Source organism: Pseudomonas sp. FBCC-B1667 (assembly GCF_059133255.1).
The window spans coordinates 6,093,271-6,119,443 of sequence record NZ_CP101437.1 but is presented as its reverse complement, the minus strand read 5'-3'; the positions used below and the strand labels follow the sequence as shown (position 1 = coordinate 6,119,443).

The following is a 26,173-nucleotide window of genomic DNA, read 5'->3' as shown; positions in this document are numbered from 1 at the left end:
TAAAGAATGGCTCGTTACATTGGTCCAAAATGCAAACTCGCTCGTCGCGAAGGCACCGATCTCTTTCTGAAGAGCGGCGTGCGCGCGATCGAATCGAAGTGCAACATTGAAGCAGCACCTGGTATCCACGGCCAGCGCCGCGGTCGCCAGTCCGATTACGGCACCCAACTGCGTGAAAAGCAGAAGGTCCGTCGTATCTACGGCGTTCTCGAGCGTCAATTCAGCGGCTACTACAAAGAAGCTGCTGGCAAGAAAGGTGCAACCGGTGAAAACCTGCTGCAACTGCTCGAATGCCGTCTGGACAACGTTGTATACCGTATGGGTTTTGGCTCTACTCGTGCCGAATCCCGTCAGCTGGTATCGCACAAATCCGTCAGCGTTAACGGTCAGACCGTAAACGTACCGTCTTACCAGGTTCGTGCTGGTGACGTGGTCGCGATTCGCGAGAAAGCAAAGAACCAACTTCGCATTGTCCAAGCTCTCGATCTGTGTGCCCAACGTGGCCGCGTAGAATGGGTAGAAGTAGACACTGAGAAGAAGTCGGGCGTTTTCAAGAACGTTCCAGCTCGCAGTGATCTGTCCGCCGACATCAACGAAAGCCTGATTGTCGAGCTCTACTCCAAGTAAGGGCTAGAAAATAGGTGCATCCATGCAGATTTCGGTAAATGAGTTCCTGACACCCCGCCACATTGATGTGCAGGTTGTCAGTCCAACCCGCGCCAAGATCACACTCGAGCCTCTCGAGCGTGGTTTCGGCCACACCCTGGGCAACGCGCTGCGACGCATCCTGTTGTCCTCAATGCCCGGCTGTGCAGTAGTCGAGGCCGAGATTGACGGTGTACTCCATGAGTACAGCGCCATCGAAGGCGTACAGGAAGACGTAATTGAAATCCTGTTGAACCTTAAAGGTCTGGCTATCAAGCTGCACGGTCGTGACGAAGTTACGCTGACCTTGTCGAAGAAGGGTTCGGGGGTGGTTACCGCTGCCGATATTCAGCTGGATCATGATGTCGAGATCGTTAACCCCGATCACGTAATCGCTAACCTGGCGTCTAACGGCGCCCTGAACATGAAGCTCACCGTAGCTCGTGGTCGTGGTTATGAACCGGCAGACTCGCGTCAGAGCGATGAAGACGAAAGCCGCAGCATCGGTCGCTTGCAGCTTGACTCTTCGTTCAGCCCGGTTCGCCGTATCGCATACGTGGTGGAAAACGCCCGTGTCGAGCAGCGTACTAACCTGGACAAGCTGGTTATTGATCTGGAAACCAACGGTACTCTGGATCCTGAAGAGGCTATCCGCCGCGCTGCAACCATTCTGCAACAGCAGTTGGCTGCGTTCGTCGATCTCAAAGGTGACAGTGAGCCAGTGGTTGTTGAGCAGGAAGACGAGATCGATCCGATCCTGCTTCGCCCGGTTGACGATCTGGAACTGACTGTACGTTCGGCTAACTGCCTTAAGGCGGAAAACATCTACTACATCGGTGACCTGATTCAGCGTACCGAAGTAGAGCTGTTGAAGACTCCGAACCTTGGCAAGAAATCCTTGACTGAAATCAAGGACGTTCTGGCCTCCCGCGGTCTGTCCCTCGGCATGCGCCTCGACAACTGGCCGCCTGCAAGTCTTAAGAAGGACGACAAGGCGACTGCCTGATCGTCGTAATCACCGAACGTCGTGTTTGGTAAGGAATGAACCATGCGTCATCGTAAAAGTGGTCGTCACCTGAGCCGCACTAGCTCGCATCGCAAGGCCATGTTTCAAAACATGGCAGTGTCGCTGTTCGAGCACGAGCTGATCAAAACTACACTGCCGAAAGCTAAAGAACTGCGTCGCGTTGCTGAGCCGCTGATCACTTTGGCCAAGACAGACAGCCTGGCTAACCGCCGTCTGGCTTTCGACCGTACTCGTTCGAAAGCTATCGTTGGTAAGCTCTTCAACGACCTGGGCAAGCGTTACGCTACCCGTGAGGGTGGCTACCTGCGCATCCTCAAGTGCGGCTTCCGCACTGGCGACAACGCGCCTATGGCGTACGTTGAGTTGGTTGATCGTGCTACTGCCGGCGAAGCTGTATCCGCCGAGTAAGACGTCAGTCTGAAACGAAAAACCGGGCCTAGTGCCCGGTTTTTTGTGCCTGTAGGAAACGCGCTGTTCATACAAGCTTTTCTGCGATCCATGTCGTCATTCTGTGACCGGGCTTCGTTGGTAGTATTTTTCTATTGATCTCTGCAAGTTAATGAATTTGTAGCCTACTTGATCAATGGTCAATACTCCGTCCCAAGCCGATTAGCCGGCAGTTATAGACTGACAAAGGAAGAGATCGCATGAGCCAAAGTAAAACGCTTACCACCGCCAGTGGCGCTCCTGTCGCCGACAACCAGAATTCCCGTTCCGCTGGCCCTCGTGGCCCACTGCTGCTCGACGACTTTCACCTGATCGAGAAGCTTGCCCACTTCAACCGCGAAAACATCCCGGAGCGCCGTGTACACGCCAAGGGCTCGGGTGCATACGGTACTTTCACCGTTACGCGTGACATCACCGAGTACACCAGTGCCAAACTGTTTGAGTCCGTCGGCAAGCAAACCCCTACCTTCCTGCGGTTCTCCACCGTCGGCGGTGAGCGTGGTTCAGCCGATACCGAGCGCGATCCACGTGGTTTTGCCCTGAAGTTCTACACTGAGGAAGGTAACTGGGACATCGTTGGCAACAACACGCCTGTGTTCTTCATCCGCGATCCTTTGAAATTTCCAGATTTCATCCACACTCAAAAGCGCCTGCCGCAAAGCAACCTGAAAAGTGCACAGATGATGTGGGACTTCTGGTCGCATTCGCCCGAGGCGCTGCACCAAGTCACCATTCTGTTTTCGGATCGCGGCATTCCTGATGGCTACCGTCATATGCACGGCTTCGGCAGTCACACCTACAGCCTGATCAACGCCAATGGTGAGCGGCATTGGGTGAAGTGGCACTACAAAACCAAACAAGGAATCAAAAACCTGACCCCGACCGACGCTGCGCGTCTGGCAGGTACCGACCCTGATTACGCCCAGCGCGATCTGTTCGGTGCCATTGAACGCGGAGACTTCCCGAAATGGCGCGTGTGCATCCAGATCATGAGCGAGGCTCAAGCTGCGGCGCACGTCGAGAACCCGTTCGATGTGACCAAAACCTGGTCGCAGAAAGAGTTTCCACTGATCGAAGTCGGCGAGTTGGAGCTCAACCGTAATCCGCTGAATTACTTTGCTGAAGTCGAGCAAGCGGCGTTCGGTCCGAGCAACATGGTGCCAGGTGTTGGTCTCTCGCCTGATCGCATGCTGCAAGGTCGCGTATTCGCTTACGCGGATGCTCACCGCTACCGCATCGGCACCAATCACCAACAATTGCCGGTGAATGCGCCTCGCAGCGCGGTCAACAGCTACCAGCGCGATGGTTCGATGGCGTTTGGCAGTAACGGCGGTGCGGCTCCCAACTATGAGCCTAACAGCTACGTTGGCGCGCCGAAGCAAGCACCTCGCTATGCAGAGCCAGCATTGGCGCTGAGCGGTGCAGCTGATCGTTACGATCATCGCGAGGATACCGACTACTACAGCCATGCCGGTGCCTTGTACCGTTTGATGAGCGACGATCAGAAAGCGTTGCTGGTCAACAACATTGCCGGTGCAATGACCGGGGTTTCCAGCGATGTGGTCGACCGTCAATTGCAGCATTTCTACAAGGCCGATCCGGCGTATGGAGAAGCAATCGCAAAGCTGCTCAACGTACAGCTTAACGAAGTCTAAATGAGAAGCAGAACCGCCCTCGATTGGGCGGTTTTTGCGTTATTTAAGCCACTTTTCTCTGAATATCTTCGCTTTTATCCCGCAAACGGAGTGACCATTCGGTCGACGTGGTTCAAACTACAGACTTTCAAGCAGGGAGATGTAGGGCGATGCAAGGCCACCCAGACGTAATCGATTACCTCAACACGTTGCTGACCGGCGAACTGGCGGCGCGTGATCAGTATTTCGTCCATTCACGGATGTATGAGGACTGGGGTTTCACCAAGCTCTACGAACGTATCAACCATGAGATGGAAGAAGAAGCCGGGCATGCTGATGCCCTGATGCGCCGGATTCTGATGCTCGAAGGCACGCCGCGCATGCGTCCGGACGACCTTGATGTCGGCACCACCGTGCCGGACATGCTCGCCGCTGACCTGCGGCTGGAATACAAAGTCCGCGCCGCGCTTTGCAAGGGCATCAAGCTCTGCGAGCAGCACCAGGACTATGTCAGCCGCGAGATGCTGCGGGTTCAATTGCATGACACCGAAGAAGACCACACCTATTGGCTTGAAAAGCAGATGGGTCTGATCAAGTTGATCGGTCTCGAGAACTACCTGCAATCGCACGCCTGATTCCACTGAATACAAAAAAGCCCCTGTCACCGAGAAAGTGACAGGGGCTTTTTCATGGCCGTGATTCAGGCCTTGTCGCGAGCCAGTAGCGGCTTGAGGTAGAAGCCGGTATGGGATTGCTTCATCTCCGACACTTCTTCCGGTGTACCGACGGCAATGATTTGCCCACCTTTGGAACCACCTTCAGGTCCCAGGTCGACCAACCAGTCCGCGGTCTTGATCACGTCCAGGTTGTGCTCGATCACCACCACCGTGTTGCCGTGGTCGCGTAGGCGATGCAATACATCAAGCAGTTGCTGAATATCCGCGAAATGCAGGCCCGTCGTTGGCTCATCGAGGATATACAGGGTTTTGCCGGTATCGCGCTTGGACAGTTCGCGGGACAGTTTCACCCGCTGCGCTTCACCACCGGACAGCGTGGTCGCCGATTGCCCCAGTTTGATGTACGACAAGCCCACATCCATCAGCGTCTGAAGCTTGCGTGCCAACGCTGGAACCGCGTCGAAGAATACCCGGGCTTCCTCGATGGTCATCTCGAGGGTTTCGTGGATGCTCTTGCCCTTGTACTTGATCTCAAGGGTTTCACGGTTGTAGCGCTTGCTCTTGCAGACATCGCACGGAACGTAGATGTCGGGCAGGAAGTGCATTTCCACCTTGATCAACCCGTCGCCCTGGCAGGCTTCGCAACGTCCGCCCTTCACGTTGAAGGAGAAACGTCCCGGACCATAACCCCGTGAGCGAGATTCCGGCACGCCAGCGAACAGCTCGCGTATCGGTGTGAACAGCCCGGTGTAGGTGGCAGGGTTGGAACGCGGCGTCCGGCCGATCGGGCTTTGGTCGATGTCGACGACCTTGTCCAGGTGCTCCAGGCCCTTGATGCTGTCGTGCGCGGCGGCCTCAAGTGTCGTGGCGCCGTTCAGAGCCGTAGCGCTCAACGGAAACAGCGTGTTGTTGATCAGCGTCGACTTGCCGGAACCGGACACGCCGGTCACACAGGTCAGCAGGCCGATCGGGATGTCCAGGTCGACGTTACGCAAGTTGTTGCCGCGAGCGCCCTTGAGGGACAGCGACAGTTTCTTGTTACGCGGTGTGCGCTTGGCCGGAACGGCGATCTTCACCCGACCCGACAAGTACTTGCCGGTCAACGAGTCAGGGTGAGCCATGACCTCGGCCGGAGTGCCCTCGGCGACGATATGCCCACCGTGTACGCCAGCGCCCGGGCCGATATCCACAACATAATCCGCCAGACGAATCGCATCTTCGTCGTGCTCGACCACAATCACCGTGTTGCCGATGTCGCGCAGGTGCTTGAGCGTGCCCAACAGTCGATCATTGTCTCGTTGGTGCAGACCAATCGACGGTTCGTCGAGGATGTACAGGACGCCCACGAGACCGGCGCCAATCTGGCTGGCCAGACGAATCCGCTGGGCTTCGCCGCCGGACAAGGTGTCGGCACTGCGATCCAGCGACAGGTAATCGAGGCCCACGTTGACCAGGAACTGCAGGCGCTCGCGGATTTCCTTGAGAATCTTGTCGGCAATCTCGCCACGACGGCCTGTCAGCTTCAGCACGCCGAAGTATTCACAGGCGTCGCCAATCGGCAGATTCGTCACCGCGGGCAGGGTTTTTTCGCCCACCCAGACATGCCGCGCCTCACGACGCAGGCGGGTGCCACGGCAATCCGGGCAAGGCTGGGTGCTGAGGAACTTGGCCAGCTCTTCACGCACCGAAGCGGATTCGGTTTCGCGGTAGCGGCGTTCAAGGTTCGGCACGATGCCTTCGAACGGGTGCGAGCGTTTGACGATGTCGCCACGGTCGTTCAAGTATTTGAAATCGACGTTCTGCGAGCCGCTGCCGTGCAGGATGAACTTCTGCTGATCGGCCGGCAGTTCGTTGAACGGCACTTCCAGGCTGAATTTGTAGTGAGACGCCAACGACCCGAGCATCTGGAAGTAATAGACGTTGCGCCGGTCCCAGCCGCGAATCGCGCCCTCGGCCAGTGTCAGCTCGCCGTTGACCAGGCGTTTGATGTCGAAAAACTGCTTCACGCCCAGGCCATCGCAAGTCGGACAAGCGCCGGCCGGGTTGTTGAAGGAGAACAGCTTGGGTTCCAGCTCGCTAATGGCATGGCCGCAGATCGGGCAGGCGAAGCGGGCGGAGAAGATCATCTCTTCACCCGGCTCGTCGTCCATCGGCGCAACCAGTGCAATGCCGTCCGCCAGCTTCAACGCAGTTTCGAACGACTCGGCCAGACGCTGTTGCAGGTCGGCGCGAACCTTGAAGCGGTCGACCACGACATCGATCGAGTGTTTCTTCTGCTTATCCAGCTTCGGCAGCTCGTCCAGTTCGCAGAGCCGGCCATTGACCCGGGCCCGCACAAAGCCTTGCGCGCGCAATTCTTCGAAAACCGACAGATGTTCGCCCTTGCGCTCGCGGATCACCGGCGCCAGCAGCATCAGTTTGCTGCCTTCCGGTTGGGCGAGCACCAGGTCGACCATCTGGCTGACGGTCTGCGCTTCCAGCGGAATGTCGTGATCCGGGCAGCGCGGAATACCCACGCGGGCATACAGCAGGCGCAGGTAATCGTAGATTTCGGTGATGGTGCCGACCGTCGAACGCGGATTGTGCGAGGTCGACTTCTGTTCGATGGAAATGGCTGGCGACAAACCTTCGATGGTGTCGACGTCAGGCTTTTCCATCATCGACAGAAACTGCCGGGCATAGGCCGACAGCGACTCGACGTAGCGACGCTGGCCTTCGGCGTACAGCGTGTCGAATGCCAGGGACGATTTGCCCGACCCGGACAGGCCGGTGATGACGATCAGCTTGTCCCGTGGCAGGGTCAGGTCGATGTTCTTCAGGTTGTGGGTCCGGGCCCCACGAATCAGGATCTTGTCCAAAGTGGCCTCGCTTGGCGGGCGTCGAAAACGTAGGAGTATACGGCCAAATACTGGATGGATGCACACTATCAAACGCGCGGGCTGATGTCTTACATGAAGAGTCTGTCAGCAGAGCGCGTCAAAGCGTCGCGATATACCCCGTCAATCGATGGGACTGGTAGAATCGCGGCCGGTTCACATGAGGTTTTTCCATGCACGATCCCCACAGCGAACGCATGAGTGGCAGTGAGACCCGCGCAGCAAGCGGTCTGGCCCTGGTGTTCGCCTTCCGTATGCTTGGCATGTTCATGGTGTTGCCGGTGCTGGCGACCTATGGGATGGATCTGGCAGGCGCAACACCGGCCCTCATCGGGCTGGCAATTGGCGCTTACGGCCTGACCCAGGCGATCTTCCAGATTCCCTTCGGTTTCATTTCCGACCGCATCGGTCGTCGCCCGGTCATTTACCTGGGGCTGATCGTCTTCGCCCTCGGCAGCGTGCTGGCGGCCAATGCCGATTCGATCTGGGGCGTTATCGCCGGACGAATCCTGCAGGGCGCCGGGGCGATTTCCGCCGCCGTCATGGCCTTGCTGTCAGACCTGACCCGCGAGCAGCATCGGACCAAAGCCATGGCCATGATCGGCATGACGATTGGTCTGTCGTTCGCGGTCGCCATGGTCGTAGGACCGTTGCTGACCCGTGCCTTCGGCCTGTCCGGCTTGTTCCTTGCCACGGGCGGCATGGCGCTGTTCGGTATCGTGATTGTGATGTTCATGGTGCCGAAATCTACCGGACCGTTGCAGCACCGCGAGTCCGGTGTCGCGCGCCAGGCGCTGATCCCGACACTCAAGCACCCGGACCTGCTACGCCTGGACCTCGGCATTTTCGTATTGCATGCGATGTTGATGTCGAGCTTCGTTGCCTTGCCCCTGGCGCTGGTTGAAAAAGCCGGCCTGCCTAAAGAGCAGCACTGGTGGGTCTACCTTACTGCGCTGCTGATCTCCTTCTTCGCCATGATCCCGTTCATTATCTACGGCGAGAAGAAACGCAAAATGAAACGAGTTTTATTGGGCGCGGTGCTGACGCTGATGCTCACTGAGCTATTCTTCTGGCAGTTCGGCGATAGCTTGCGGGCTCTGGTGATCGGGACGGTGGTGTTTTTCACCGCGTTCAATCTGCTGGAAGCTTCGTTGCCTTCGCTGATCAGCAAGGTTTCACCAGCAGGCGGCAAGGGCACGGCGATGGGGGTTTATTCCACCAGCCAATTCCTCGGTTCGGCACTCGGCGGTATCCTCGGCGGCTGGATGTTCCAGCATGGCGGTCTGTCGGTTGTGTTCCTTGGATGCGCGGGTCTCGCTGCCCTCTGGCTGGCCTTTGCTGTTACCATGCGCGAACCTCCCTACGTGACGAGTCTGCGCTTGCCGCTGTCGCCCGAGGCGATCCGCGAAGCGGGTCTGGTCGAGCGCCTGAAGGCTGTCGTAGGGGTAACAGATGCAGTGATCGTCGCAGACGAAGCGGCGATTTACATCAAATTGGACACCGAACTATTGGATCGCACCACCCTCGAGCGCCTGGTGAACAACCCGGCCGAGGCAGCGTGCGTAGCCTAGGAGAACGTTATGGCCCGTGGGGTTAACAAAGTCATATTGGTCGGCACTTGCGGCCAGGATCCCGAAGTTCGCTACTTGCCTAACGGTAATGCCGTGACCAACCTGAGTCTGGCGACCAGCGAACAATGGACTGACAAGCAAACCGGTCAGAAGGTCGAGAAGACCGAATGGCACCGTGTATCGATGTTCGGCAAGGTTGCGGAAATCGCCGGCGAATACCTGCGTAAAGGTTCGCAGGTGTACATCGAAGGCAAGCTGCAGACCCGCGAGTGGGAAAAAGACGGCATCAAGCGTTACACCACTGAAATCGTGGTCGACATGCAAGGCACCATGCAACTGCTGGGCGGCCGTCCACAACAGGGCGACCAACAAGGCGGGGGCAACAACTACCAGCAATCCGCTCCGGCTCCACGCCAGCAGGCTCCACGTCCGCAGCAGTCGTCGGCACCGCAACAGTCGCGTCCGGCTCCACAGCAGCAGGCCGCGCCTCAGCCAGCTCCGGATTTCGACAGCTTTGACGACGATATCCCGTTCTAAAAAGCTGCGATCCATTCAGTAATAAAAAAAGCGAAGCCATCAAGCTTCGCTTTTTTGTGGGCGCTGTTAACTGGATAACGTAGTCACGTTGGCCCGTGCCGAGTGCAGTTTCTTGTAGCTGTCGATCAACCGCAGGTGCCGGTCAAGGCCCTCGAGTTTCATGCTGGTCGGCGTCAAGCCGTGGAAACGCACGCTGCCCTCCACCGATCCGATCGCTGCTTCCGTGCGCTCGTCGCCAAACATCCGGCGGAAATTGGCCTCGTAGTCTTCCAGTTCCAGGTCCTCGTCCAGCTTCATTTCCAGCACCACATTGACGGCCTGGTAGAACAAGCCGCGCTCAACCGTGTTGTCGTTGTACTGCAGGAACATTTCTACCGCCTCTTTCGCCTCTTCATGTTGCTGCAAGGCAAGATAGATCAGCAGTTTCAACTCCAAGATTGTCAGCTGGCCCCACGCCGTATTGTCGTCGAACTCGATGCCGATCAAGGAGGTGATGTCGGTGTAGTCGTCCAGCTCACTTTCCACCAGACGTTCAACCAGCAATTGCAGTTCTTCGTCGTCCAGGCGATGCAGGTTGAGGATGTCGGCGCGGAAGAACAGCGCTTTGTTGGTGTTATCCCAGATCAGATCGTCCGCCGGATAGATTTCCGAATAGTCCGGTACGAGGATGCGGCATGCCGTGGCGCCGATATGCTCGTAGACCGCCATGTACACTTCTTTGCCCATGCCTTTGAGGATGCCGAACAGGGTCGCGGCTTCCTCGGCATTCGAGTTTTCACCCTGGCCGGAGAAGTCCCACTCGACGAATTCGTAATCCGACTTGGAGCTGAAGAAGCGCCACGACACCACGCCGCTGGAGTCGATGAAGTGCTCGACGAAGTTGTTCGGCTCGGTCACAGCATGACCTTCAAACGTCGGTTGCGGCAGGTCGTTGAGGCCTTCGAAACTGCGGCCCTGCAACAATTCGGTGAGGCTGCGTTCCAGGGCTACTTCCAGGCTCGGGTGTGCGCCGAACGAGGCGAACACACCGCCGGTGCGCGGGTTCATCAGCGTGACGCACATTACCGGGAATTCGCCACCCAGAGACGCATCTTTCACCAACACCGGGAAGCCTTGCTCTTCCAGTGCCTGAATACCGGCCAGTATGCCGGGGTACTTCGCCAGCACGTCGGCCGGCACATCCGGCAGGGCAAATTCGCCTTCAATGATTTCGCGTTTGACCGCACGCTCGAAGATCTCCGACAGGCACTGCACCTGAGCTTCGGCCAGCGTGTTGCCGGCGCTCATGCCGTTGCTCAGGAACAGGTTTTCAATCAGGTTGGACGGAAAATACACCACCTCGCCGTCCGACTGACGCACGTACGGCAGCGAGCAGATGCCGCGCTCTTCATTGCCCGAGTTGGTGTCGATCAGGTGGGAACCGCGCAGTTCGCCGTCGCGGTTGTAAATCTTCAGGCAGTATTCGTCGAGAATCTCGGTGGGCAGTGCATCTTTGCGGCCAGGCTTGAACCAGCGCTCGTCCGGGTAATGCACAAACGGCGCGTTGGCGATGTCTTCGCCCCAGAACTGGTCGTTGTAGAAGAAGTTGCAGTTCAGACGCTCGATGAACTCGCCCAGCGCCGACGCCAACGCGCCTTCTTTGGTCGCACCTTTGCCGTTGGTGAAACACATCGGCGAGTGCGCATCGCGGATGTGCAGCGACCACACGTTGGGCACGATATTGCGCCACGAAGCGATTTCAATCTTCATGCCCAGGTCCGCCAGAATGGCCGACATGTTGGCGATGGTTTGCTCCAGCGGCAGATCCTTGCCCGCGATATAGGTGTGCGCCTCGGAACTGGAGGCCGGCATCAGCAACGCCTGGGCATCGGCGTCGAGGTTGTCCACTTCTTCGATCACAAACTCAGGCCCGGCCTGCACCACTTTTTTCACGGTACAACGGTCGATGGAGCGCAGGATGCCCTGGCGATCCTTGTCGGAGATGTCCGCCGGCAACTCGACCTGGATCTTGAAAATCTGGTTGTAGCGGTTTTCCGGGTCAACGATGTTGTTCTGCGACAGGCGGATGTTTTCGGTGGGAATGCTGCGAGTGTCGCAGTACAACTTCACGAAATAGGCCGCACACAACGCCGAGGAAGCCAGGAAGTAATCGAACGGACCTGGTGCCGAGCCATCGCCCTTGTAGCGGATAGGTTGATCGGCGACCACGGTGAAGTCATCGAACTTTGCTTCAAGCCGAAGGTTGTCGAGAAAGTTGACCTTGATTTCCATGGGGGATTACCAGAATAACGGGCTAGACGAAATTGGCCGCCATTATCCGGCTTTTCAGGCGTATGTCTTGTCGTTGTCGGATCCTGAGCCTGGTTTACGCCTGTTTCAACCTGACGCCCGATACACGGTATCGGGCGTTTTGTGAGCGATTTGATGCTCAGTCGAGGATCAGGTGGGGCAAAAAGCGGCTCGAATCCTTGGTGATCAAGCTGTTGTCTTCCCGCACGCCAATCCCGGCGGCCTGATCGCCAATCACCCAGGAGCCGATCAGCGTATAGCTGTCGCCAAATTTAGGCAGCGGGGCAAATTCCTGAAGGATAAACGGCGCATCGGTGTAGGGGCCGTCCTCTTTCACGATCAGCCCCTCGGCCGTTTGCAGTTCGATGTTGGCGCCTTCGCGGGAGAAGAACGGTTTGCGCACCCAGCCCTTGGGCACGGCTTTGCTCGGATCCGTGTCCAGATGCGCCGCGAGCAGGTTCGGGTGACCTCTGTTGAATTCCCACAGCAACGGCAGGATGCCCTTGTTGGAAATAATGGATTTCCACGCGGGCTCAAAAAACTGCGTATCACACTGGGCAATCGCGGTGCCGAAGGGCTCTTGGAAGATGAACTCCCAGGCGTGCAGCTTGAACAGGTGAGGAATCCAGCGATCCTCAAGGTCGACGAAGCGTCCGTCACTGGTCAGGCCGATGTCTTCGATGTCGATGTGCCGTGATTCGATGCCGACCTTCTCCGCGACCAGCCGCAGGTAATCGGTGGTGCCTTTGTCTTCAACCGAGTGTTTCATCGAGGCGAAATAGAACGGCTGCTTCAACTGCAACTGGGCGAAGGCCAGATGCAGTTTGGTGTCGATGCTGTTGAACTGGTCTGCCTGCTTGGGCAATAGACCACGTTCAATGCATTGCTCCAGCCAGCCCCACTGAAATGCCGCGGCCTCATACAGGCTGGTCGGCGTGTCGTAGTTGAGTTCCAGCAACTTGGCCGGCCCGGCGCCGTCGTAGGAGAAATCCATGCGCCCATACAGGTGCGGGTGGCCTTCGAGCCATGACGTGCGAATCATGTCGTAGAACGCCGGGGGAATGCTCAGGCGTTCGAGCAATTCTTCGTTCTGCACCACCCGGGCGACCATGTCCATGCACATTTCATGGATCTCGGTGGTCGGGTCTTCCAGATCGTTTTCGATCTGCTTGAGCGTGAACTGGTAATACGCGCTCTCGTCCCAGTAGGGTTCGTCGTCGATGGTGTGAAACAGAAAGCCGAGGCCTTCGGCGGTCTGTTTCCAGTCATGACGCTCAGCGCAATGGATCTTCTTCATGGCCCGGTTTCCTTAACTGCTCGACCCGCCGCCCCAGCCGCTGCGTGCGCTGGCCTTGCTGCCGAAGCCGCCGCGCGACGTCGACGAGGCAACGGACGAAACCGGCTTGCTGGCCGACTTGCTGATGGTGGAGCTGTAGCTGCTGCCGGATCGCGCCTGGTTGGAGCGGCCAAACGTTGAACCGTTGGCGACACGCTGGCTGAGCGTTGAATTGCCGTAGTTACCGCGATCGTCGCGGTAACGGTACACCGGCTGCGAGTAATAGCTGTTGCGGTTGTTGCTCAGCATGTTGCCGATCAACAGTCCGGTCAGCAGGCTGCTGGTGGAGAAGCCCGAACCGCCGGTGTTGGCTTCCGACGCCGGCAATTGCGCCTTGGCGGCGTCGACCTGGGATTGCGTCACCTGGCCATCGGCGGTCAGCTCGAAGCCGCCGAGCCGGGGGATGAACTTGCCGGTCGAATCCTGCTGGCACCAGTCGGCGACGAAGTCGGCATCACAATCGGCCTGATTGTCGTACACCGGCGCAAGGCGGCGATGTTCGGCCATGGCGGTCATGTAGGCGTCCGAGCAGACGTCCACCGGGAGCTTTTCATCGGCGCATTGCTGAACGGACTGGAAGTTGTACTTCTTCTGCACCGCGTAGGTTTTTTCCGTAGGTCCGCAACCGGATATCGCCATGGCGACCGATGCGGCCAGCGAGAGCTGAACGTACTTGCTTCGTTTCATCAGGATCTCCGCTGCGCAATCAGTTCTGGGAAGGGGTCATGCACGCGGCGTTCAACATGCCGACGCTGATGGCCACTGCCGCGACATAAATGCCCGCCGCGATTTCACCCTTCTTGATGCGTTCCGAGGTGCCTTTGAGCACCAGGCTGGTCATCAGGAACGCCAGCAGTTGCACGAATGCGGCAATGACGGCCCAGACAACGAAGTCGAGGAGGCTGATCGAGTAGGCAATCACATTACTCGCAGGAATGGCAAAACCAATGATCGCGCCACCCAGTGCAATCGCAGCCGCCACGTTGCCCGAACGGATCAGTTCGAACTCTTTGTGCGGTGTGATGCGGGTGTAGATGAACTGGAACAGCGCGAACAGCACGGCGGCGCCGAGGATGTAAGACAAAAACCCGAGCACGGCTGCCGGGTTCAGAGAGATGGACAGTGCTTCTAGCATGGACGGCTTCCTTGTTAAAAAGTATTCAGGTCGGTGGTGTACAGCGAGACGCCCAGCGACGTGCTCAAACTGATGGTGCCTTCGGCGTCTTCTTCGACGGAAAACAACAGGAACTCCCGGCGATCGGTCAGGCCGGTTTCGCGGGCATACAGCATTGAACGGTGCTCGATGCTGTAGCTGTCTTCCGGGTTTTTCAGGTGTTCGCTCAGCTCGACCAATTCCGTCTGACCGTTCTCGGTGCCCCATTCGCGGGTGTATTCGACACCGTTGTGGGTGTAGGTCGGCAATCCGATCAGGCTTTGCGGGCCGGCCAGTCGACGCAGCTCCGCTTCGCTGCTGATAGTGACGTAGCTGAGGTAATTGAACAGGATCACCGACTCGACCTGGCCGGCGATATCGCCGGTGGTGTGCACTTGCAGCCAGTACTCTTCATCGTTCATGTAATAGCGCGACAGCCAGGTCGACTGCCCGAGATCGATGGTGCCGTTGCTCCAGATTTGCTGGGAGCCCGGGATCGTCACCGTGGTGTTGCCGTCGAGCAACAATTTCAGGGTCGTGTCGAACATCACCCCTTTGCCCAACGCCAGGCCCAGCGGGCCAGTGGCGGGTGGCGAGGTTTCGTTGGCAGTCCATTTCGATTGGGTGTTTGTGTCCGTCTTCGGAGCCTCAAGCCCCAGCAATTGTTTAAACCATCCCATTGGAGATCTCCTTCAGGCGAGTGGAGGCAATGTAAAAGAGTTCGCCGCCCTGGACGCGTGTGGCGCAGGGCGGGTTGATTGAAGGTTGTTGGGCACCTTTGGCGCGATAGCCGATGAGGGTGGCGTTGTGGCGCTGTTTCATCTGCGCGTACAGGTCGCCAAAAGTCGCCTCATAAGTGTCGGGCAGTTTCATCAGGTATTGAGTGGCGCCTTCACCCACGCACAGCAATTCGTTGATGACCACGGATGAGCCGGGATCCTGGGAGGCGCGCACCAACATCTCGATGGCCATGCTTGAGGTGCATTCCAGGCTGGGCGCGTAGGCGCTGGCGAGTGCGGCGATTTCACTTTCATTGAAGTGGGCGACCACATGCCCGACCGGGTTCAGTTGATTGACCGCCAGCACGGTGGCCAGGGTCAAATCGTCTGACGGGGTGCGCACCAACACGCGCTCGGCGCCGGGAACACCGGCTCGCAGTAACAACGCTACGGAAGACAGGCTTTCACCTCTTATGAAGTCTGCCTTGCCCGGCATGGGGTTTTCTTCGAGGGTGCAGTCGCAAATGACGATCAGGTTGTCATTCGAGGTTTCGTCCGCCAGCAACAGTTCAATGACCCGCTCGCTGGACGCGCCTTCCCAGCCGATGAGCACGGTATGGCCGACCTTGCCGGTGAAATCGCCTTTACCCTTCATGCCCTTTCTCCATGCATCAATAACACTGCTGGTGGTTTTGCCGATGGCCGCCGTCAGCAGCGCAATGCCGCCGAGCATGACCCAGGTCGCCACGAAAATTCGCCCGGCCGCTGTCTGTGGCGCGAGATCGCCATAGCCCACGGTCAGCGTCGTCGTGAGATAGAAGTAGGTGAACGTGGCGGGGGCGGTGAGGGGGTGTTCGCCTAGAAACACCAGGCCCAGCCAGGCGGTGCTCAGGTGTACGCCCAACGCAATTAGCAGGCCCGCCCAGCCGAACCGGTGGAAGAGGGACGAGGCGTACATGCGCAATAACAAAAAAATCGACATGGGGTCCCTGACTCCGTGGGGGTACTCGTTCCTGGCGATAGGGTCGCATTGGCATCCGAGTGCTCAAGTGCGCTTACCGGGCGGCATTAAACCGGCTGCGCGGTGCAGATAACAGTACTTTGGCAGCGATAAATCCGGCGAAGGCCCCAAACAGATGCCCTTCGAACGAAACGCCCCGGCGAGGCAGGAAGCCAAAGATCAGGCCGCCATACAGCAGCGCCACGACGCCCGCCGTGAGCACATTGCTCCAGCTTTTCTGGAACCAGGCGCGCGCCAGAATGTACGCCCACAGCCCGAATACCCAGCCGCTGGCGCCGATGTGTACACCTGCAAAACCGAACAGCCAGACCAGCAGGCCGCCCAGCAAAATAATGATGGCGCTGACCGCCATGAACCGATTGAGCCCTTCAACCATCACCAGCGTACCCAGGACCAAAAAGGCCACAAGGTTGGCGCTCAGGTGTGAAAAGGACGCGTGCAAAAAAGGTGAAGTGATGATGCCGAGCAGTCCATGCGCGGTTCGCGGGATCAGGCCGAATGCCATAAGGCTGTAGCCGGTCGCCGCGTTGATCACTTGCAACGCGGCCATGAAGAGGGCCACGCCGGCGATAATCTTGAAACCCTTCAGGGCATCCATCCTTTCCTCTACTCGACAAAACTGAAACGCCATTCCCATTGTGGGAGCAAGCCTGCTCCCACAGGTTACCGGTCGATTACTCGGCCGATTTTTGCTTCAGGCGTTCCAGGATTGCATTGGCGCTGCCTTCGTTCGGCGTGATGCCGGCGTCGCGCAGTTTGCGTTCCAGGTCGGTACCGGTCGACGCGTCGGCCAGTTCGTCCTGCGCTTGCAGTTCGGCGGCGCGTTGCTGCTGCTTGGCCTGCAAACGGTTCAGGGTACCGACGGCAGTTTCCAGCTTGCCGTTGGCGCCGCCGCTGGCGATGGAGGCGCTGACCTGGGCTTTCTGTACGCTTTCACGGGCCTTGGCCATGTCCACTTGCTGGCGCAGGCTCTTGATGCGGCTTTCGGCCTTGGTGATGTCTTTACGCATGTTTTCCGCGTAACCGCCGAATTCGGTGGCCTGCTTCTGCTCGACATCCAGTTCGTTGGTCAGGGTCGAAATCGCTTCGGCCACTTCCATCGCCAGGTCTTCGCGGCCGGCGTTCAGGGCGGCAACAGCTTTGGATTCCAGGTCCTTGATTTTGGCGTTGTACTCGCTGACGCGGTCGGCTGACAATTTGTGCTTGGCCATGATGGTGATCAGTTCACGCTTGGCGTTGGCCAGCGCGGTGTCAGCATCGCGAATTTCCTGGTCGAGGATGCGCAGGGCCTGCTGGTCGACGATGGATTCGCCCACTTCAGTGGCGCCGCCGCGCAGTGCGGTGAACAATTTGCTCCAGATAGACTGAGTCATTGGATCTTCCTTTCCTGATAATTACTTGAAGAAGCGTTCAAAGGCTTCGATGGCACGCTGGACGTTGTCGACGAGCGTTTTCACCTCGGTCACCACGTTGGTCAGGCTGGAGTCGGAACTCAGCGCGCCGAACATGTTGTAAACCACCTGGCCGTTGGGCATGGACTCGATACCGATCGAGGACAGCGGGAACATTTCCCGGCTGCGCAGCACGGCATCGTTGAACGCTGGCACGTCGCGGATGGATTCGACGTCGACCAGAACGGTGTCGACGATGATCTGCTCACCGGCGACGGCAATGTGAATCGGCAGACCGCCAAACTCGTTCATCTCCAGCTTCAGGCTGGGTTCGGCGCTCTGGATCAGGGAGAGCGTGATCTCTTGCGAAGCCACCTCATCAAGGGCCTTGAGGGCGTTGTAGAGGCTATCGATGTTCCAGTTGTTGCCTGCGCTCATGTAATTCTCCGACATGAATGAGCCCGCCAGAATCGGTTGGCGTAGCTGTTGCTCCATCTGCTTGAGCAAGCTTCGATTTTCGGGAAGCACCCAAGATTCGTGTTTCACATAACCGGCGGCTGCCAGGCCGGCGCGCATCTGCTTCATGTAGAAGCTCGATGGTTTTTTCGCGGACGGTTTCGTGCGGCTTTGCATGGCAGTGACTCCGTTGTGAAAATCTCACGCGTGAGAAACCCTACGCCCAATGCTCAACGTCATCAATGACTCACGCGTGAGTTTTTTCCGCCAAGCGCCAGAAGGCCCGCGGCATGGCGGGCCTTGTGGTATTTCAAAGTATTTCCTGATCGCTAATGAGGGTTGGGATGTTCACATTTACCGGGTTTAATCACGCAGAAACTCATCGGTGGACACTACGTTGGCATAAGCAAAGCCCAACGCCGACATGAACGCCGCGTGAACATGGGCGGCCGGCACAGTAACGCCGTTGAATTCCAGGTCACGGGTGGCACAGGCGTCATGAATCACCGTGACGCTGTAGCCAAAATCCGCCGCCGCGCGGGTGATGCCATCGACGCACATGTGGCTCATGCTGCCGACCACTACTAATTCCTTGATCCCTTGTTCGTCGAGGATCGATTTCAGCTCGGTTTCGCGGAACGAGTTGACGAAGTGCTTGAGGACCACGGGCTCATTGGCGAGGTTGAGCACTTTGGGGTGCAGCTTTGCGCCTTCGGACCCAGGGGTAAAGAACGGCGCCTCTTCGGAGGTGAACTCATGGCGGATGTGCACCACCGAATCACCGGCCTCGCGAAAAGCCTTGAGCACACGAACGGCGTTATCTGCCGCGGCGTCAGCGTCGACCAGCGGCCACTTGCCTTGTGGGAAGTAGTCGTTTTGGATATCAACTACGATGAGCGCTTGCTTGGCCATGAGTGTTTCCTCGAAATGCTGGTGGGTGTGGAATGAAGTATTGGGCCTGGCGGGCTGTCCGAGGATTGGCCGCACCGACAATTGAAGGGGGAAAACTGACAATGGACGCAGAAAGGGCAACCGTCGAACTGGGCGTGCTGATCTATCCAGGCGCGCAGATGGCGGCGGTGCATGGGCTGACGGACCTGTTCGACGTGGCTAACCGGATCGCCGCCGAGCATCAGTCGGCGCGGTTGCCGCTGCTGCGGGTCAGCCATTGGCAGGTTGAGGGCGATCAGGCCCCGGTTCGGGTCTACGACAGTCATCCGGCACCGGACGCGGCCTTGGTGGCCGTGTTGATCCCGCCCTCGATCGCCAGTTTCTACGCCGGTCAGGTGCCGCAGGCGTTGCTCCAGTGGGTACGTCAGCAGCACGCGAACGGCGCAACCCTCGGTGGCGTCTGTGTAGGCTCGATTCTCTTGGCTGAAAGTGGCTTGCTTGATGGCCGTAGCGCCACCGCGCACTGGACCTCGGCCAGCGCTTTCGCCGAACGTTACCCGGCGATCAAACTCAAGGCTGATACGCCGATTGTCGACGACGGCGACCTGATCACCACGGCCGGGCTGATGGCCTGGTCCGAGTTGGGGCTGCGCCTGGTGGATCGTTTGCTGGGGCCGAGCATCGCGACCGGCACCGCACGCTTTATGGTGGTGGAACACAGCGATAGCGCCAGCGAGTGCGGCAGCAACTTTGCGCCGATTCTCAGCCATGGCGATGCGTCGATTCTCAAGGTCCAGCATTGGCTGCAAAGTACCGGCGCGACCGAGGTGTCGCTGACCGCCATGGCTGAGCGGGCCGGGCTGGAAGAGCGCACGTTCCTGCGTCGGTTCCGCACGGCGACCGGGCTCAAGCCGACCGAATACTGCCAGCACCTGCGGGTCGGCAAGGCCCGGGAAATGCTCGAGTTCACCAACGGCACCATCGATCACATTGCGTGGACCGTGGGGTATCAGGACCCGAGTGCATTTCGGGCGACGTTCAAGAAAATTACCGGGCTGGCGCCGAGTGATTATCGAACGCGGTTTGGTGTGTCTCCGACGGCTGCCGTGCCACGGTAGCCGCATAACCTCAACTCTCCTTGTGGGATCGGTGTCGAGTTTGGATCGTGCAAAATGCAGGAGGTGAATCGACGGTCGTGCAGAATAAAACAGGCCTGATGCCATTACCCTTTCCACAACTATCTGATTTAAAAGTTGTTTGCGACGCCCGCCGCTTGGCCTGATCTCTGCACCTTTCCCTCCACACTCATCAAGCGCCCATTGAAGGGGGATGCATGACCCCAACAAACCGCAACAAACTGGTGGTTGCTCATTCCGTGCACCCCGACGCGCCACAGCATGAAGTCGAAACCAATCGCGCCCTCGCCCGTTGGCTGGCGCACATACTGGGCCTTAAATACGGCGGCAGTTTTGATCAGAACCTGCATGACGGCCGGGATCTCTACCTGCTGCCGACCCAGACCCTGATAGGCGCCGCTGCCGCCCGGAAAATGGGCGTCAAAGGGCCGGAAGATTTGTGGGGCGGTTACGTCGACTACGATTTCATCTGCACCAAAGCCATCAGCCATGGCTTGCTCAACAAAAATGCTTACGCCCCGCCAGGCTGGTCACCGCTGTTCTCTGAGCGCGTGCGCAACGTGGTGCTGGATGGCCTCAGCGTGTTCTCCCTCGACGATGCGCGGCCTGCAGCCGAACACCTGCTCTACAACGGCCCGATCCGTCTCAAGCCGGTGCATGCCTGCGCCGGGCGAGGACAGGAAGTGATCGAAAGCCTCGACCAGTTCGACGCCGTCCTCGCCAGACCCGATGCCAGCAAGCTGTTCACCGAAGGTGCAGTGTTGGAGCAGGACCTAAGCAACGTGATCACCCACAGTGTTGGCCAAAGTTTTATCGACGGCACCGTGTTGAGTTACTGCGGTGATCAATACTTGACCGAAGACGGGCAGGGTGAGTGGGTGTACGGCGGCTCCAACCTGCTGGTGGTGCCGGGTTACTACGAAGACCTGCTTGAGCTGCCGCTGCCTGACGACGTGCGGTTGGCGATCCGGCAAGCGCAGGTATTTGATCGCGCCGCCGATGAAGCCTATCCCGGTTTTTATGCGTCCCGGCGCAACTACGACATTGCCCAAGGCCTGGACAGTAACGGCAAGCAACGCAGCGGGGTACTGGAGCAATCCTGGCGGATGGGCGGTGCCAGCAGCGCGGAAATCGCCGCGTTGCAGAGCTTCGTCAACGATCCGCGGATGCGCGCGATCCGCGTGTCCTCGGTAGAGACTTACATCGATCAACCACTGCCGGCGGACGCCATCGAGGTGTATCGCGGCCCCGCGGAAGACAGTGACTTTCTTCTCAAGTACGTAACGGTCAAATCTTATGACGGCTAGAAGCGAAACCATCCAGATCGACATCGACGATGAACAGATGAGCGGGACTTTTCTCAGCCCCAAATCCAAGGTCCCCGGCGTGCTGTTTGTGCACGGTTGGGGCGGCAGCCAGGAGCGGGACCTGGAGCGGGCCAAAGGCATCGCCGGTCTGGGCTGCGTGTGCCTGACGTTCGACTTGCGCGGTCACACCGGCGGCACCGGAATCCCGCTGACGCGCGTCACCCGTGAAGACAACTTGCGCGACCTGCTGGCGGCGTACGACCGGCTGCTCGCGCACCCGGCGCTCGACACGTCGGCCATCGCCGTGGTCGGCACCAGTTATGGCGGTTACCTGGCCTCGATCCTGACGTCATTACGCCCGGTGCGCTGGCTGGCGCTGCGGGTGCCGGCGCTGTATCGCGACGATCAGTGGCACACGCCCAAGCGTGACCTGGACAAGACCGATCTGCGCGATTACCGCAGCACGCTGATCCGCGCCGACAGCAACCGCGCACTGCATGCCTGTTCGCAGTTCACGGGTGACGTGCTGCTGGTTGAGTCCGAGACCGACGACTATGTGCCCCACGCGGCGATCATGAGTTACCGCGCGGCCTGTCAGCAGACCCACTCGCTGACCCACCGGATTATCGACGGCGCCGATCACGCCCTGAGCGACCCGGTTTCGCAGCAGGCGTACACCTCGATCCTGGTGGACTGGATTACCGAAATGGTGGTGGGTGAGCGGTTGAGCATTATTCAATCGAGCTGAAATTAGCAGTGCCCTTTCGACCATTCGCGAGCAAGCCCGCTCCCACAGGTAGACCGCAACCCAAATGTGGGAGCGGGCTTGCTCGCGAAGGCAGCCTCAAACTCACCACATCCCTCAAGAAGGTTTCTTGGTGATCCGCAACGACTTGGCCTTGGCCTCAACCACCAAATACATCACCAACGTAATCAACAACGGCAAAATAAAATAAATCGCCCGATACGCCAGCAACCCCGCCACCAGGCTCCCCCGCGAGACCTCATGTTGCAGCAGCGCCACAAACACCGCCTCCAGCACGCCAAGCCCCGCCGGAATATGCGTGATGACGCCGGCGATGGCGCTGATCAGCAACACTCCCAGCACCAACGGATAGTCCAGTTTGCTCGGCAACAAAGTAAAAATCACCGCCGCCATCAGCGACCAGTTCAAGGCCCCTAGTGCCAATTGCAGTACCGCCATGCGCAGCGATGGCAGGTTGATTTCCACGCCGCGAATCGCCCACTCCCGACGCTTGGAAAACCGACAAGCAGCCAGATAGCCTGCACTCACCAGCAGCAGCACCACACCGACGCCTTGCAAGGCATCGCTGCTCAATTTCCACCCGGGCGGCATGCGCACCAGGCCGCTGCTGAACACCGCGCCGGCAATCACCATGTAGCCGAACCAGTTGGTCGCCAGGCTCAAGCCGAGGATTTTCGCGATGTTGCCCTTGCTCACACCTAAACGTGAATACAGCCGGTAGCGCATGGCGATGCCACCCACCCATGCACTCAGATTGAGATTGAAGGCGTAGCTGATGATGCCCACCGGCAGGATCTGTTTCCACGTCAGGTCCTGGCGAATGTAGGTGCGGCCGATCAGGTCGAAACAGGCGTACACCAGAAAACTCAACAGCGTCAGCCCCGAGGCGATGATCAGCGTGCGTACTTTGAAATCGGCCAGGGTGTCGAACACTTCATTCCATTCGAGACGCTGGGCGAGCATCGTCAACAAGACGATTAGCGCCAGGAAAAACAGCATCGTCAAGGGACGCTTCCAACGGCTCCAGCGCGTCTTCACCGGGTGCTCGGTGTGTGGGGTCGAATGAGCTTCAGCGCGGGACATGGTGATCGCTCCCGGTCGGCTCGGTGAAGGGTTTCAGGCGCGGTTTGTGCGCCGGCAGCCAACCCGCCCACGCCGGGAAATGCCGCAGGAAGTGGAACACCAGGAAGCCGACCGTCATGTGCCAGATGCGTCCGCGTGGGGCCTTGTCGACGGACATCGCTTTGCAGTGGTTGTCGCTCAGGTGTTCAAGGCGTTCGAACAGCGTGCGGTTGAACGCACGGTCGCGGATCAGCACGTTGGCCTCCAGGTTCATCGACAGGCTCAGCGGGTCGAGGTTGCTCGAGCCGACGGTGCTCCAGTCCTCATCGACCAGCGCGACTTTGCCGTGTAGCGGCCGCTCGCAATACTCGTGAATCTGCACGCCCGACTTGAGCAGATAGTCGTAGGTCATCCGCGCTGCGAGCTTGGCCACCAGCATGTCCGGCTGGCCTTGCAGGATCAGCCGTACGTCGACGCCACGCCTCGCCGCGTTGCGGATCTCGCGCAGCAAGCGATAACCGGGAAAGAAGTAGGCGTTGGCGATCACCACCCGGCGCTTGGCGCTGCGCAGCCCCAGCCGGTAAACCTTTTCGATGTCGGTGCGATGGTCGCCATTGTCGCGGTACACCAGGCGAACCTGGCCATCATGATCGTTGAAGGCCAATTCCGAGCGTCGTTGCCGGCGCCGCTGCCACCAGTATTTGGCACGGGCGGGTCGACCGCATTGCAGCAGCGCGAAGTGATGGATGTCGGCCACCGCCGGGCCTTGCACTTCGACGGAATAATCCTGCTTGGCTTCGGGACCGAAGTCGCCCAAATGGTCGGCGGAGAAGTTGATTCCGCCGATGAAGGCAATCGTGCCGTCGACCACCACGATCTTGCGGTGCAGGCGGCGGAACCAGTTGGTGCGAATGCCCAGGTGCTTCGGCGCCGGATCGAATATCTGGATGTGCACGCCGGCCTCGCTCAACGCGGCGAGGAACCCGGTGCTCAACTCGCCGCAGCCAAAGCCGTCGAGACTGGCAGTGACCCGCACGCCGCGCCGCGCCGCGTCGATCAGCACTTGCTGCAGCTCGTTGCCGACCTTGTCCTCGAACACGATGAAGGTTTCCAGGAGTATTTCCGTGGTGGCCTGACGCATGGCCTCGAACACCCTCGGGAAATACGCTTCACCGTTTTCCAGCAACTCGATCCGGTTGTTGCCTTGCCAGCCGTAGTCGACATCGACCACGCCGGGTTCACCGGTGGTCTGAGTTGTGGAGAGATGTTCCACACCGGTTTCTTCCATCGACGGGATGCTCATAGCTCAATCTCCACCGACAGCGGGGCGTGGTCGGAAAGGTGTGACCAGGGTCGGGCGGCCAGCACTTGCGGACGACTGGCTTTGAGGTTGCGTACGTAGATGCGGTCCAGTCGTAAAGCCGGCATTCGCGCCGGAAAACTGCGCGCCGGTTTGCCGTGATGTTCGGCGAATACTTCGCGCATGCCACAGGGCTTGAGCAGCGCATCGGCGCGCTGGCGCCAGTCATTGAAGTCCCCGGCCACGATCACCGGCGCGTCGTCCGGCAACTCTGCAAGACGTCGGCTCAACAACTTGAGTTGTTCCGTACGATGGGATTCGCGCAGTCCCAGGTGCACGCAGATGGCGTGAACTTCCTGGTCGTCCCCGGGAAGGCGCAGCACGCAATGCAGGAGGCCACGGTTTTCATGGCCGCTGATTGACACGTCCAGGTTGTCATGGCGAATGATCTGGAATTTCGACAACAGCGCATTGCCGTGATCGCCCGCCGGGTAGACCGCGTTGCGGCCATAGGCGAACTGCGGCCACAAAGTGTCGGCGAGAAATTCGTATTGCGGCATCGCCGGCCAGTTGCTGTAGCGCATGGGATGCTGTTCATGGGCGCCGTGGACTTCCTGCAAAAACACCACGTCGGCGGACACGCTGCGCACCGCTTCACGCAATTCCGGCAGGATGAAACGCCGGTTCAGTGCGGTAAAACCTTTATGCGTGTTGACCGTCAGCACCGTGAAGCGGCGCACTGCGGTGAGGGTGGGTGACGGCTCATCCGCGGCGTCGAGCGGCTCGGGAATATTCATGGCAACACGCCTTCGGCTGCTGGCTCACCGGGGGCGGTGGCGAGTTGGTCGTCGAGATGGAAACGCTCGAGCAGGCGCCGCGCATCGAAGGGCGCGCGGACCTTGATGTCGTTATCGAAATAGCAGAACACCTCGCGGGATTTACGCGCCTTGGGTTTTTGCCGAGGGGCGATCAATTGCGCGTCCGAGGGTTGCTCGCCATGCACCCAGGCATCGATCCGGTCGCCCCAGCGTTTCAGTGCCTGCGGGGTGTAGCCGCTGGCATAGAGCTCTTCGGCGCCGTGCAGGCGCAGGTAGACGAAATCACTGGTGAGGTCTTCGCGGTACGGCCATTTCCCCGCCGTATCGGCAATCACCAGCGCGGCGTTGTAGCGTTTGAGCAAACGGATGAACGCCGGGTCGACGAAGCTTTCGTTCCTGATTTCCACGGCGTGGCGCACGGGGTGTTTCTTGTGAGCCTTGAGGCTTGCGTGGCCGTTGACGTGTGAATCGTGCTGACGGGCGAGGGCGGCTGCTTGTTGGGTGTTGTGAGGCAATTGTTCGAGGAAGCTTTCGAACACGTCGGCATCGAATTTGAAGTTGGGCGGGAATTGCCAGAGGATCGGGCCGAGTTTTTCCTTGAGTTCCAGCACTCCGGAGGCGAAGAAGTTCGCCAGTGGATGATGGATGTCGCGTAGGCGTTTGATATGGGTAATGAAGCGCGGACCTTTGACGCTGAAGATGAAACCCGGCGGGGTGTCGGCGTACCACTCGGCGTACCGTTCCGGCCGTTGCAAGGCGTAAAACGATCCATTGATTTCAATGCTGTTGACCGCCCGCGAGGCGAATTGCAATTCGCGCTTTTGGGTCAGCCCCTTCGGGTAGAAATCCCCCCGCCAAAGCGCATAACGCCAGCCTGAAATACCGATATGAATCGCCGCCATGTCGCCTCCCGCCTGATGGTCCTCGGACAGCCGTGTCTTTTGATGACTGCCGGGCGGGCGAGAAAGTTTCGACGGGGCTACAAGCGGTACGGCAGACGGTACGGCCTCACACAAATCGAATGTGGGAGGGAGCCTGCTCGCGAAGACGGAGTGTCAGTCAACATTTTCGGCGACTGAACCCCCGCTTTCGCGAGCATGCTTGCTCCCACAGG

General features: G+C 58.9%; 25 protein-coding genes. 10 read left to right on the top strand and 15 right to left on the bottom strand.

What is annotated here, in order from left to right:
• The first annotated feature begins 6 nt into the window (after nucleotides 1-6).
• The 5 genes from rpsD (at nucleotide 7) to bfr (ending at nucleotide 4,388) form a co-directional block, all read left to right on the top strand.
• Entirely contained in the window at nucleotides 7-627 is a 621-nt protein-coding gene (rpsD, locus tag NL116_RS28265; RefSeq protein WP_003210056.1) for a 30S ribosomal protein S4, read from the top strand.
• A gap of 22 nt (nucleotides 628-649) precedes the next feature.
• Nucleotides 650-1,651 (top strand): DNA-directed RNA polymerase subunit alpha, encoded by a 1,002-nt coding sequence (locus tag NL116_RS28260; protein WP_003186012.1) that lies wholly within the window; start codon nucleotides 650-652, stop codon nucleotides 1,649-1,651.
• A gap of 42 nt (nucleotides 1,652-1,693) precedes the next feature.
• Nucleotides 1,694-2,080 (top strand): 50S ribosomal protein L17, encoded by a 387-nt coding sequence (gene rplQ, locus NL116_RS28255; RefSeq protein WP_007918448.1) that lies wholly within the window; start codon nucleotides 1,694-1,696, stop codon nucleotides 2,078-2,080.
• Nucleotides 2,081-2,319: 239 nt separating this feature from the next.
• Entirely contained in the window at nucleotides 2,320-3,774 is a 1,455-nt protein-coding gene (locus NL116_RS28250; protein ID WP_494374970.1) for a catalase, read from the top strand.
• A gap of 149 nt (nucleotides 3,775-3,923) precedes the next feature.
• The gene (bfr, locus tag NL116_RS28245; RefSeq protein WP_010467276.1) at nucleotides 3,924-4,388 is read left to right on the top strand and encodes a bacterioferritin; all 465 of its coding nucleotides are present in this window, start codon (nucleotides 3,924-3,926) and stop codon (nucleotides 4,386-4,388) included.
• A gap of 65 nt (nucleotides 4,389-4,453) precedes the next feature.
• On the opposite strand, the gene uvrA is transcribed toward bfr, so the two are convergent.
• Nucleotides 4,454-7,288 carry an excinuclease ABC subunit UvrA gene (gene uvrA / locus NL116_RS28240; RefSeq protein WP_123433348.1) on the bottom strand — a complete coding sequence of 945 codons (2,835 nt, stop codon included), beginning with the start codon at nucleotides 7,286-7,288 and terminating at the stop codon, nucleotides 4,454-4,456.
• Nucleotides 7,289-7,479: 191 nt separating this feature from the next.
• On the opposite strand from uvrA, the gene NL116_RS28235 reads away from it, so the two are divergent.
• Entirely contained in the window at nucleotides 7,480-8,877 is a 1,398-nt protein-coding gene (locus NL116_RS28235) for an MFS transporter (RefSeq protein ID WP_494374969.1), read from the top strand.
• A gap of 9 nt (nucleotides 8,878-8,886) precedes the next feature.
• Complete coding sequence (locus NL116_RS28230; protein WP_017341065.1) at nucleotides 8,887-9,414, top strand: single-stranded DNA-binding protein; 528 nt, start codon at nucleotides 8,887-8,889, stop codon at nucleotides 9,412-9,414.
• Nucleotides 9,415-9,480: 66 nt separating this feature from the next.
• Here the strand turns inward: NL116_RS28230 and NL116_RS28225 are convergent, their stop codons facing one another.
• The 10 genes from NL116_RS28225 to NL116_RS28180 all read right to left on the bottom strand — a co-directional run bounded on the left by NL116_RS28225 (nucleotide 9,481) and on the right by NL116_RS28180 (nucleotide 18,691).
• The gene (locus NL116_RS28225; protein ID WP_494374968.1) at nucleotides 9,481-11,685 is read right to left on the bottom strand and encodes an OsmC domain/YcaO domain-containing protein; all 2,205 of its coding nucleotides are present in this window, start codon (nucleotides 11,683-11,685) and stop codon (nucleotides 9,481-9,483) included.
• A gap of 157 nt (nucleotides 11,686-11,842) precedes the next feature.
• Nucleotides 11,843-13,000, bottom strand: coding sequence for a glutathionylspermidine synthase family protein (locus NL116_RS28220; RefSeq protein WP_494374967.1), 1,158 nt, complete (start codon nucleotides 12,998-13,000; stop codon nucleotides 11,843-11,845).
• A 12-nt stretch (nucleotides 13,001-13,012) separates the two neighbouring features.
• Complete coding sequence (locus NL116_RS28215; protein ID WP_494374966.1) at nucleotides 13,013-13,726, bottom strand: DUF1190 domain-containing protein; 714 nt, start codon at nucleotides 13,724-13,726, stop codon at nucleotides 13,013-13,015.
• 19 nt (nucleotides 13,727-13,745) lie between these two features.
• A complete protein-coding gene (locus tag NL116_RS28210) occupies nucleotides 13,746-14,174 on the bottom strand; it encodes a DUF350 domain-containing protein (protein WP_123433352.1) in 429 nt (142 codons plus the stop codon).
• Nucleotides 14,175-14,188: 14 nt separating this feature from the next.
• Complete coding sequence (locus NL116_RS28205) at nucleotides 14,189-14,872, bottom strand: DUF2491 family protein (RefSeq protein WP_494374965.1); 684 nt, start codon at nucleotides 14,870-14,872, stop codon at nucleotides 14,189-14,191.
• Nucleotides 14,859-15,893, bottom strand: coding sequence for an ion channel (locus NL116_RS28200; RefSeq protein WP_494374964.1), 1,035 nt, complete (start codon nucleotides 15,891-15,893; stop codon nucleotides 14,859-14,861). Before NL116_RS28200 ends, NL116_RS28205 begins: the two co-directional genes overlap by 14 nt.
• A gap of 73 nt (nucleotides 15,894-15,966) precedes the next feature.
• Complete coding sequence (locus tag NL116_RS28195; protein ID WP_494374963.1) at nucleotides 15,967-16,530, bottom strand: rhomboid family intramembrane serine protease; 564 nt, start codon at nucleotides 16,528-16,530, stop codon at nucleotides 15,967-15,969.
• Nucleotides 16,531-16,606: 76 nt separating this feature from the next.
• Nucleotides 16,607-17,305 (bottom strand): PspA/IM30 family protein, encoded by a 699-nt coding sequence (locus NL116_RS28190; RefSeq protein WP_494374962.1) that lies wholly within the window; start codon nucleotides 17,303-17,305, stop codon nucleotides 16,607-16,609.
• 21 nt (nucleotides 17,306-17,326) lie between these two features.
• Complete coding sequence (locus NL116_RS28185; protein WP_027924365.1) at nucleotides 17,327-17,908, bottom strand: YjfI family protein; 582 nt, start codon at nucleotides 17,906-17,908, stop codon at nucleotides 17,327-17,329.
• A gap of 234 nt (nucleotides 17,909-18,142) precedes the next feature.
• Nucleotides 18,143-18,691 (bottom strand): cysteine hydrolase family protein, encoded by a 549-nt coding sequence (locus NL116_RS28180; protein ID WP_494374961.1) that lies wholly within the window; start codon nucleotides 18,689-18,691, stop codon nucleotides 18,143-18,145.
• A gap of 101 nt (nucleotides 18,692-18,792) precedes the next feature.
• Between NL116_RS28180 and NL116_RS28175 the strand changes: the two genes are divergently transcribed.
• The 3 genes from NL116_RS28175 (at nucleotide 18,793) to NL116_RS28165 (ending at nucleotide 21,861) form a co-directional block, all read left to right on the top strand.
• Nucleotides 18,793-19,788 (top strand): GlxA family transcriptional regulator, encoded by a 996-nt coding sequence (locus NL116_RS28175; protein WP_494374960.1) that lies wholly within the window; start codon nucleotides 18,793-18,795, stop codon nucleotides 19,786-19,788.
• A gap of 215 nt (nucleotides 19,789-20,003) precedes the next feature.
• Nucleotides 20,004-21,113, top strand: coding sequence for a DUF3182 family protein (locus NL116_RS28170; RefSeq protein ID WP_494374959.1), 1,110 nt, complete (start codon nucleotides 20,004-20,006; stop codon nucleotides 21,111-21,113).
• The gene (locus NL116_RS28165; RefSeq protein ID WP_494374958.1) at nucleotides 21,103-21,861 is read left to right on the top strand and encodes an alpha/beta hydrolase family protein; all 759 of its coding nucleotides are present in this window, start codon (nucleotides 21,103-21,105) and stop codon (nucleotides 21,859-21,861) included. The genes NL116_RS28170 and NL116_RS28165 overlap by 11 nt, the downstream gene beginning before the upstream one ends.
• A gap of 114 nt (nucleotides 21,862-21,975) precedes the next feature.
• On the opposite strand, the gene NL116_RS28160 is transcribed toward NL116_RS28165, so the two are convergent.
• The 4 genes from NL116_RS28160 to NL116_RS28145 are packed head-to-tail and all read right to left on the bottom strand — an operon-like array spanning nucleotide 21,976 to nucleotide 25,961.
• Nucleotides 21,976-22,962, bottom strand: coding sequence for a lysylphosphatidylglycerol synthase domain-containing protein (locus NL116_RS28160; RefSeq protein WP_494374957.1), 987 nt, complete (start codon nucleotides 22,960-22,962; stop codon nucleotides 21,976-21,978).
• The gene (gene clsB / locus NL116_RS28155) at nucleotides 22,949-24,244 is read right to left on the bottom strand and encodes a cardiolipin synthase ClsB (protein ID WP_494374956.1); all 1,296 of its coding nucleotides are present in this window, start codon (nucleotides 24,242-24,244) and stop codon (nucleotides 22,949-22,951) included. Before clsB ends, NL116_RS28160 begins: the two co-directional genes overlap by 14 nt.
• Nucleotides 24,241-25,038, bottom strand: coding sequence for an endonuclease/exonuclease/phosphatase family protein (locus NL116_RS28150; RefSeq protein WP_494374955.1), 798 nt, complete (start codon nucleotides 25,036-25,038; stop codon nucleotides 24,241-24,243). Before NL116_RS28150 ends, clsB begins: the two co-directional genes overlap by 4 nt.
• Nucleotides 25,035-25,961 carry a DUF72 domain-containing protein gene (locus tag NL116_RS28145; protein ID WP_494374954.1) on the bottom strand — a complete coding sequence of 309 codons (927 nt, stop codon included), beginning with the start codon at nucleotides 25,959-25,961 and terminating at the stop codon, nucleotides 25,035-25,037. Before NL116_RS28145 ends, NL116_RS28150 begins: the two co-directional genes overlap by 4 nt.
• Nucleotides 25,962-26,173: the final 212 nt, after the last annotated feature.

Bases quoted from the DNA above. Each gene is read 5' to 3' on its own strand.
- clsB (WP_494374956.1), bottom strand. From the start codon at position 24,244: ATGAGCATCCCGTCGATGGAAGAAACCGGTGTGGAACATCTCTCCACA.
- rpsD (WP_003210056.1), top strand. From the start codon at position 7: ATGGCTCGTTACATTGGTCCAAAATGCAAACTCGCTCGTCGCGAAGGC.
- NL116_RS28185 (WP_027924365.1), bottom strand. From the start codon at position 17,908: ATGAAGCAGATGCGCGCCGGCCTGGCAGCCGCCGGTTATGTGAAACAC.
- NL116_RS28260 (WP_003186012.1), top strand. From the start codon at position 650: ATGCAGATTTCGGTAAATGAGTTCCTGACACCCCGCCACATTGATGTG.
- NL116_RS28195 (WP_494374963.1), bottom strand. From the start codon at position 16,530: ATGGATGCCCTGAAGGGTTTCAAGATTATCGCCGGCGTGGCCCTCTTC.
- NL116_RS28145 (WP_494374954.1), bottom strand. From the start codon at position 25,961: ATGGCGGCGATTCATATCGGTATTTCAGGCTGGCGTTATGCGCTTTGG.
- NL116_RS28225 (WP_494374968.1), bottom strand. From the start codon at position 11,685: ATGGAAATCAAGGTCAACTTTCTCGACAACCTTCGGCTTGAAGCAAAG.
- NL116_RS28235 (WP_494374969.1), top strand. From the start codon at position 7,480: ATGCACGATCCCCACAGCGAACGCATGAGTGGCAGTGAGACCCGCGCA.
- NL116_RS28210 (WP_123433352.1), bottom strand. From the start codon at position 14,174: ATGCTAGAAGCACTGTCCATCTCTCTGAACCCGGCAGCCGTGCTCGGG.
- NL116_RS28215 (WP_494374966.1), bottom strand. From the start codon at position 13,726: ATGAAACGAAGCAAGTACGTTCAGCTCTCGCTGGCCGCATCGGTCGCC.
- NL116_RS28205 (WP_494374965.1), bottom strand. From the start codon at position 14,872: ATGGGATGGTTTAAACAATTGCTGGGGCTTGAGGCTCCGAAGACGGAC.
- NL116_RS28170 (WP_494374959.1), top strand. From the start codon at position 20,004: ATGACCCCAACAAACCGCAACAAACTGGTGGTTGCTCATTCCGTGCAC.
- NL116_RS28190 (WP_494374962.1), bottom strand. From the start codon at position 17,305: ATGACTCAGTCTATCTGGAGCAAATTGTTCACCGCACTGCGCGGCGGC.
- NL116_RS28175 (WP_494374960.1), top strand. From the start codon at position 18,793: ATGGACGCAGAAAGGGCAACCGTCGAACTGGGCGTGCTGATCTATCCA.
- NL116_RS28160 (WP_494374957.1), bottom strand. From the start codon at position 22,962: ATGTCCCGCGCTGAAGCTCATTCGACCCCACACACCGAGCACCCGGTG.
- NL116_RS28250 (WP_494374970.1), top strand. From the start codon at position 2,320: ATGAGCCAAAGTAAAACGCTTACCACCGCCAGTGGCGCTCCTGTCGCC.
- rplQ (WP_007918448.1), top strand. From the start codon at position 1,694: ATGCGTCATCGTAAAAGTGGTCGTCACCTGAGCCGCACTAGCTCGCAT.
- NL116_RS28180 (WP_494374961.1), bottom strand. From the start codon at position 18,691: ATGGCCAAGCAAGCGCTCATCGTAGTTGATATCCAAAACGACTACTTC.
- NL116_RS28150 (WP_494374955.1), bottom strand. From the start codon at position 25,038: ATGAATATTCCCGAGCCGCTCGACGCCGCGGATGAGCCGTCACCCACC.
- NL116_RS28200 (WP_494374964.1), bottom strand. From the start codon at position 15,893: ATGTCGATTTTTTTGTTATTGCGCATGTACGCCTCGTCCCTCTTCCAC.
- NL116_RS28230 (WP_017341065.1), top strand. From the start codon at position 8,887: ATGGCCCGTGGGGTTAACAAAGTCATATTGGTCGGCACTTGCGGCCAG.
- NL116_RS28165 (WP_494374958.1), top strand. From the start codon at position 21,103: ATGACGGCTAGAAGCGAAACCATCCAGATCGACATCGACGATGAACAG.
- bfr (WP_010467276.1), top strand. From the start codon at position 3,924: ATGCAAGGCCACCCAGACGTAATCGATTACCTCAACACGTTGCTGACC.
- NL116_RS28220 (WP_494374967.1), bottom strand. From the start codon at position 13,000: ATGAAGAAGATCCATTGCGCTGAGCGTCATGACTGGAAACAGACCGCC.